Consider the following 4,507-nt stretch of genomic DNA (forward strand, 5'->3'; position numbering starts at 1 on the left):
CCCGGGCGGAGCCGGCCGCCGGCCGGGATGAGCCGCAGGCTCCGGCGAAGGTGAGCCGCGCCGACACGCTGCGCCGGCTCAGGGAGCTCATCGCGGAGAAGCTCCATGCCAGGCTGGAGGCCGTACGCCGCTGCCCCGTCATGAACGTACGCGCGCACGGTGAAGGAGGATATGACGATGACGGCGAGACGATACGCGTTCATCCGGGGACGGCTATTGGACGATCCTGATTATGGGCTGTCCGGCACGGGGACGGAGACGGTCCTGCTGCGAATCGGCGTGAGGATGCCCACCGGGTATGCGGAGCCTGTCAGCATCGAGGCGGGCGACGCCATGCCCTCGTATTGCCGGCGCAGCCGGCTCAGACAGGGCGACATGGTCGTGGCGAGCGGATGGATGACGCCGGAGGGCGAACAGTTATGGCCGTCGGTGATGGCCGAGACGGCGACCCTGTCCGCGGACATGCTCGCCGCCGGCACGTCCCTCGACTTTAGGGAGGAGGGATGAGCCGCACGGCATCGCAGACGCACATCGACGATCTGATCTGCGCCGAACGCGGGACAGGCGTCGTCTCATGGCATGGCATGAACATGCTCGTCATCAGCTACGAGACCACGGACACGGATGCCGAGGCCGGCCCGACACTACGCCGCCTTCAGACGGCGGCGTCCGGGGACACGAACCCCACGCCGTCTGAGACCGCTCCCCCGCCTCCAACGGATCTTGAGTCCGGTCCGGTGAGCCGCGACATGGTGCTCGACGCGCTGCACCGGCTCAGCGCCGACAAGATTGGACGCCGGCGCCGGACGGGCGGCGGACAGCATGAAAGCAGGCTCCCATGAACACGATCGCGAAGACATTGCTGGCGGCCGTGCCGACTGGCGTGCTGCTATTCTGGTTCGGCAACCGGATGTCAATGAGGGTCCGCACCGGGCTCGCCTCCGGCGAATCGGTCTCGCAGGTCACGGACCGCATGTTCGACTGGCTCACGGACCCGTTCCGTCTCTCGGCGGACAGGACGGACGTGCTGTGCGGCTGTCTTCTGGTCGCCGTCGTGGCCTTGGCGGCGCTCTACCGCTGGTCGATGCGACGGGACCTTCGCGAGGGCGAGGAGCACGGTTCGGCACGGTGGGGTGGCGCTTCAGACATCCGCCCCTTCCGCATGGGCGCGGGCGAGAATCTACTCATGACCGCCAGCGAATCGCTGGGCATCGACGGCAGACGGACCGGACGCAACCTCAACGTGCTGGTGATCGGGTCATCGGGGTCGGGCAAGACCAGACGGTATGTCCTGCCGAATCTCAGGCAGGCGAACATGTCCTATGCGGTCACCGACCCGAAGGGCGAAATCCGCGCAGCCGTCGGCGACATGCTCGAAGAACATGGCTATGAGGTGCGCTGCCTCGACCTCATCGACCTGGAGCGTTCCGACACGTTCAACCCGATGCGCTACATCAACCCGCACGACCCCGAGGCGGGGATACTGCGGCTCACCGAGAACATCATCGCCAACACGTCCGGTGACGGGCGGCGTGCCGAAGGTGGCGACGGGTTCTGGGAGCGTGCCGAACGCAACCTGCTGACCGCGTTGACCGCGTGGGCGTATTTCGCCGAACCCTCCCCCACGCTCACCCATGTGCTCGACCTGCTGCTGCTCATGGACGCCAGCGAGACGGACGAGACCATGCAATCTGACGTGGACCTCATGTTCGAGTCGGCGCGCGAACTGGTCGCCGAATACCGGCTGGACCCGTCCCGGCATGACGAGGATTCACGGCGCACGCTGGAGGGGCTCGACTTCGCATGCCGCCAGTACCGCAAGTTCGTCCAAGGAGCCGGCGAGACGAAGCGCTCCGTCATCACCTCGCTGGGCGTCAGGCTCGCACCGTTGGAGGTCGGCAGCGTCCGGCGCATCCTGTCCGACGACACGATCCGACTGGACGAGGTCATGAGCCGTCGGAGCGCGGTGTTCCTCGCGCTGCCGGACACTGAAGGCACGTTCTCCTGCCTCGCCTCGATCTTCTACCAGTGCCTGTTCGAGTCCAACGTATACCGGGCGGACCATGCCGGGAACAAAAGCCGAGCGGGCGGCGAAAACATCCCCCTGCACTGCTTCCTCGACGAGTTCGCCAACATCGGACGCATCCCCGGATTCACTAGGCTCATCGCGACGCTGCGCAGCCGCGGCATCTCCTGTTCGGTCATCATACAAAACTACGCGCAGGGCAAGGCCATGTACCGGGACGACTGGGAGACCATCGTCGGCAACTGCGATTCGATGCTGTTCCTCGGCGGCACCGAGGCCAGCACCCTGGAATGGGTGTCCAAGCGGCTGGGACATCAGACCATCGACGTGATGGACGACAGCGAAAGCAAGGGCGTCAACGGCACGTACAGCGTGAGCTGGCGGCGCACCAAACGCGAACTCATGCAGCCCGACGAGCTCGGCCTGCTGGACACCGAGGAATGCATATACATCCTCAGGGGCGTCCGGCCATTCAGAAGCAGGAAAATTGCCGCGTGAGGATCCTGATTCCTTGGATCGGGCGCCTCACATCAACATATTATATTAATTATTTAATTAATTATCATTCAAGGAGGGCGTCAATCGACGATACAGTACGAGCATCATGGCTCCCAATCCGGCGCATACTCTTCACCAGGGCGAACAAGCGAGAAAGAGCAGGACATGGGCAGGAACGACGTGCGCTCAAACGTAGGCAAAGGTCAGGAATGCGGCAAGCTCGTATAACACGCTGTGCAACGGGACAGCAGCCAAGGTAATGAAGGCCAAATCCTCCGCCGCGAAGAGCCTGACCAATGGAAATAAGCAAAGTGAACGATTCAGTGAGAGCGAAGGAGGAGACGGACGTCCAGCCCGTGCCGAAGCAGCACAGACCGCCCGCCCGACCCCGCATACACGGGCGGCTGGTAAGCGGGGTGTCAGGTCAATGGATGCCATGGATATGTAAGTGGCAGCACGTCAGCTCCTAATCCCGCTCCCAAGCCGACACCAGTACCGGCGCCACATACAACGGCTCAATCAACGAAAAAGGAAGATTCCTGCGTTCTGTTGATACCAGTGGTAACTGAGGGGAGCTCCTATCCCCTGCAGTTGACCAAGCCTTCCCTTGCTTCCCGCGCTCCATCGAACAAAACCCTGATTCAATACCATCTGTCAGGTGTTGACATCTGGTGCGCCCGCTGGTAGAAAAAACGCCCAGCATGGTACCGATATCACGCAGTGGTACACCCACATGTCATGCATTGTCTTGTCTGAAGACGGTGCTCGGAAGCGTCCTTGCGGACCGATTCTTCCGCCGCCATACTTCGCCGTTTCGACTCGACCACACCATCACTTCTGTCCGAAGAACAACAATTGATTTACTTGGGATGACGCAGACACGCATTCCGTCTGCGACACAGATCTAATCATGAGAACGAATAGGTAACCCATGCACATCTGACCGCTCTTATCATGACGGCGACAACGATCAGCCGTACAGTGGTAGATATGAAGCGATACTCAAGGGGTCATCATGATCAGCGATGAAGTACGGCAATTGCTTGACGCGAACACGCACTTCCGTCACGATGGGGACTCCGAGCGGCTGATGCTCGAGCACAAGCCGCGGAATGTCGAGATGTTCACAGACCTGCCATACGGTGGTCATGAGCTTCATCGGCTCGACATATACCGTCCGGGAACACGGCATGGAGACATGCTTCCCGTGATTCTCGATTTCCATGGTGGCGGCCTCTATCACGGACATAAGCACAACACCGCCTGCCGTGACATGCATCTGTCGCAGCGCGGGTTCGCCATCGTCAACGCCAACTACCGGCTCGTGCCCGAAGTATCGTTCCGAGACCAGCTTACCGACGCCATCGCCGTACTTGACTGGATGGCCGCACGCTGCGACGAATATGGGCTCGACACGGACCGTGTCTTCATCATCGGCGATTCAGCAGCCACGCTTCTTGACCTGTACTTGTGTGCGGTCCTGCACTCGCCCATCGTGGCCGACCGGCTGCGCATCAATCCAGGCACGGGCAATATCCGTATACGTGCGGCCGCCGGCGTTTCGGGTATGTATCGGTTCACGGGAGGTGTCCACAGCACAGCGATGAGCTACTACTACGAAGCCTATTTCCCCACCCTCAAAGAGCGAATCGACTTCGACCCGTATCTTGACATGGACCGTCTGATGGTCGACGGCAATCTGCCGCCGATCTACATGCTCACCAGCGCGGAGGACTATCTAGCCGACAATACCCTCGAATTCGCGCGCATCCTGCAGCACCGCCACCACGATTACGAGGTCCGCGTGTTGCCGAAAGGTCTTGACCACGCGCTTACCCATGATTTCAGTGTGCGTGAAACCGGGCTGCCACACAATGCCGAGGCGATACAGGTCGTGGATGATATCGCCGGTTTCTTCGGCCGGTATTGTTGAGTCCTGCGCGCTTGCGCACGGCATACGTCATACCGTTGCAGCCTTATGGC

5 protein-coding genes are annotated in these 4,507 nt (G+C 61.3%); all 5 read left to right on the plus strand.

Translation table 11 applies throughout. The annotated features are described in order from the left end of the window. On the plus strand, nt 1-230 hold a 230-nt coding region (locus tag BREU_RS12505; protein ID WP_238567088.1), incomplete at its 5' end, for a hypothetical protein. Further along, nucleotides 172-507, plus strand: coding sequence for a hypothetical protein (locus BREU_RS11085; RefSeq protein WP_044090165.1), 336 nt, complete (start codon nt 172-174; stop codon nt 505-507). The genes BREU_RS12505 and BREU_RS11085, both read left to right, overlap by 59 nt. After that, nucleotides 504-842: a hypothetical protein gene (locus tag BREU_RS11090; protein ID WP_044090164.1), complete on the plus strand. Its 339-nt coding sequence runs from the start codon at nt 504-506 to the stop codon at nt 840-842. Before BREU_RS11085 ends, BREU_RS11090 begins: the two co-directional genes overlap by 4 nt. Next, nucleotides 839-2,524 (plus strand): VirD4-like conjugal transfer protein, CD1115 family, encoded by a 1,686-nt coding sequence (locus BREU_RS11095; protein WP_044090163.1) that lies wholly within the window; start codon nt 839-841, stop codon nt 2,522-2,524. The genes BREU_RS11090 and BREU_RS11095 overlap by 4 nt, the downstream gene beginning before the upstream one ends. Nucleotides 2,525-3,539: 1,015 nt before the next feature. Beyond that, nucleotides 3,540-4,457, plus strand: a complete 918-nt coding sequence (locus BREU_RS11100; RefSeq protein WP_044090161.1) for an alpha/beta hydrolase — start codon at nt 3,540-3,542, stop codon at nt 4,455-4,457. Nucleotides 4,458-4,507 lie beyond the last annotated feature (50 nt).

This window comes from Bifidobacterium reuteri DSM 23975 (assembly GCF_000741695.1).
Classification (GTDB): Bacteria; Actinomycetota; Actinomycetes; order Actinomycetales; family Bifidobacteriaceae; genus Bifidobacterium; species Bifidobacterium reuteri.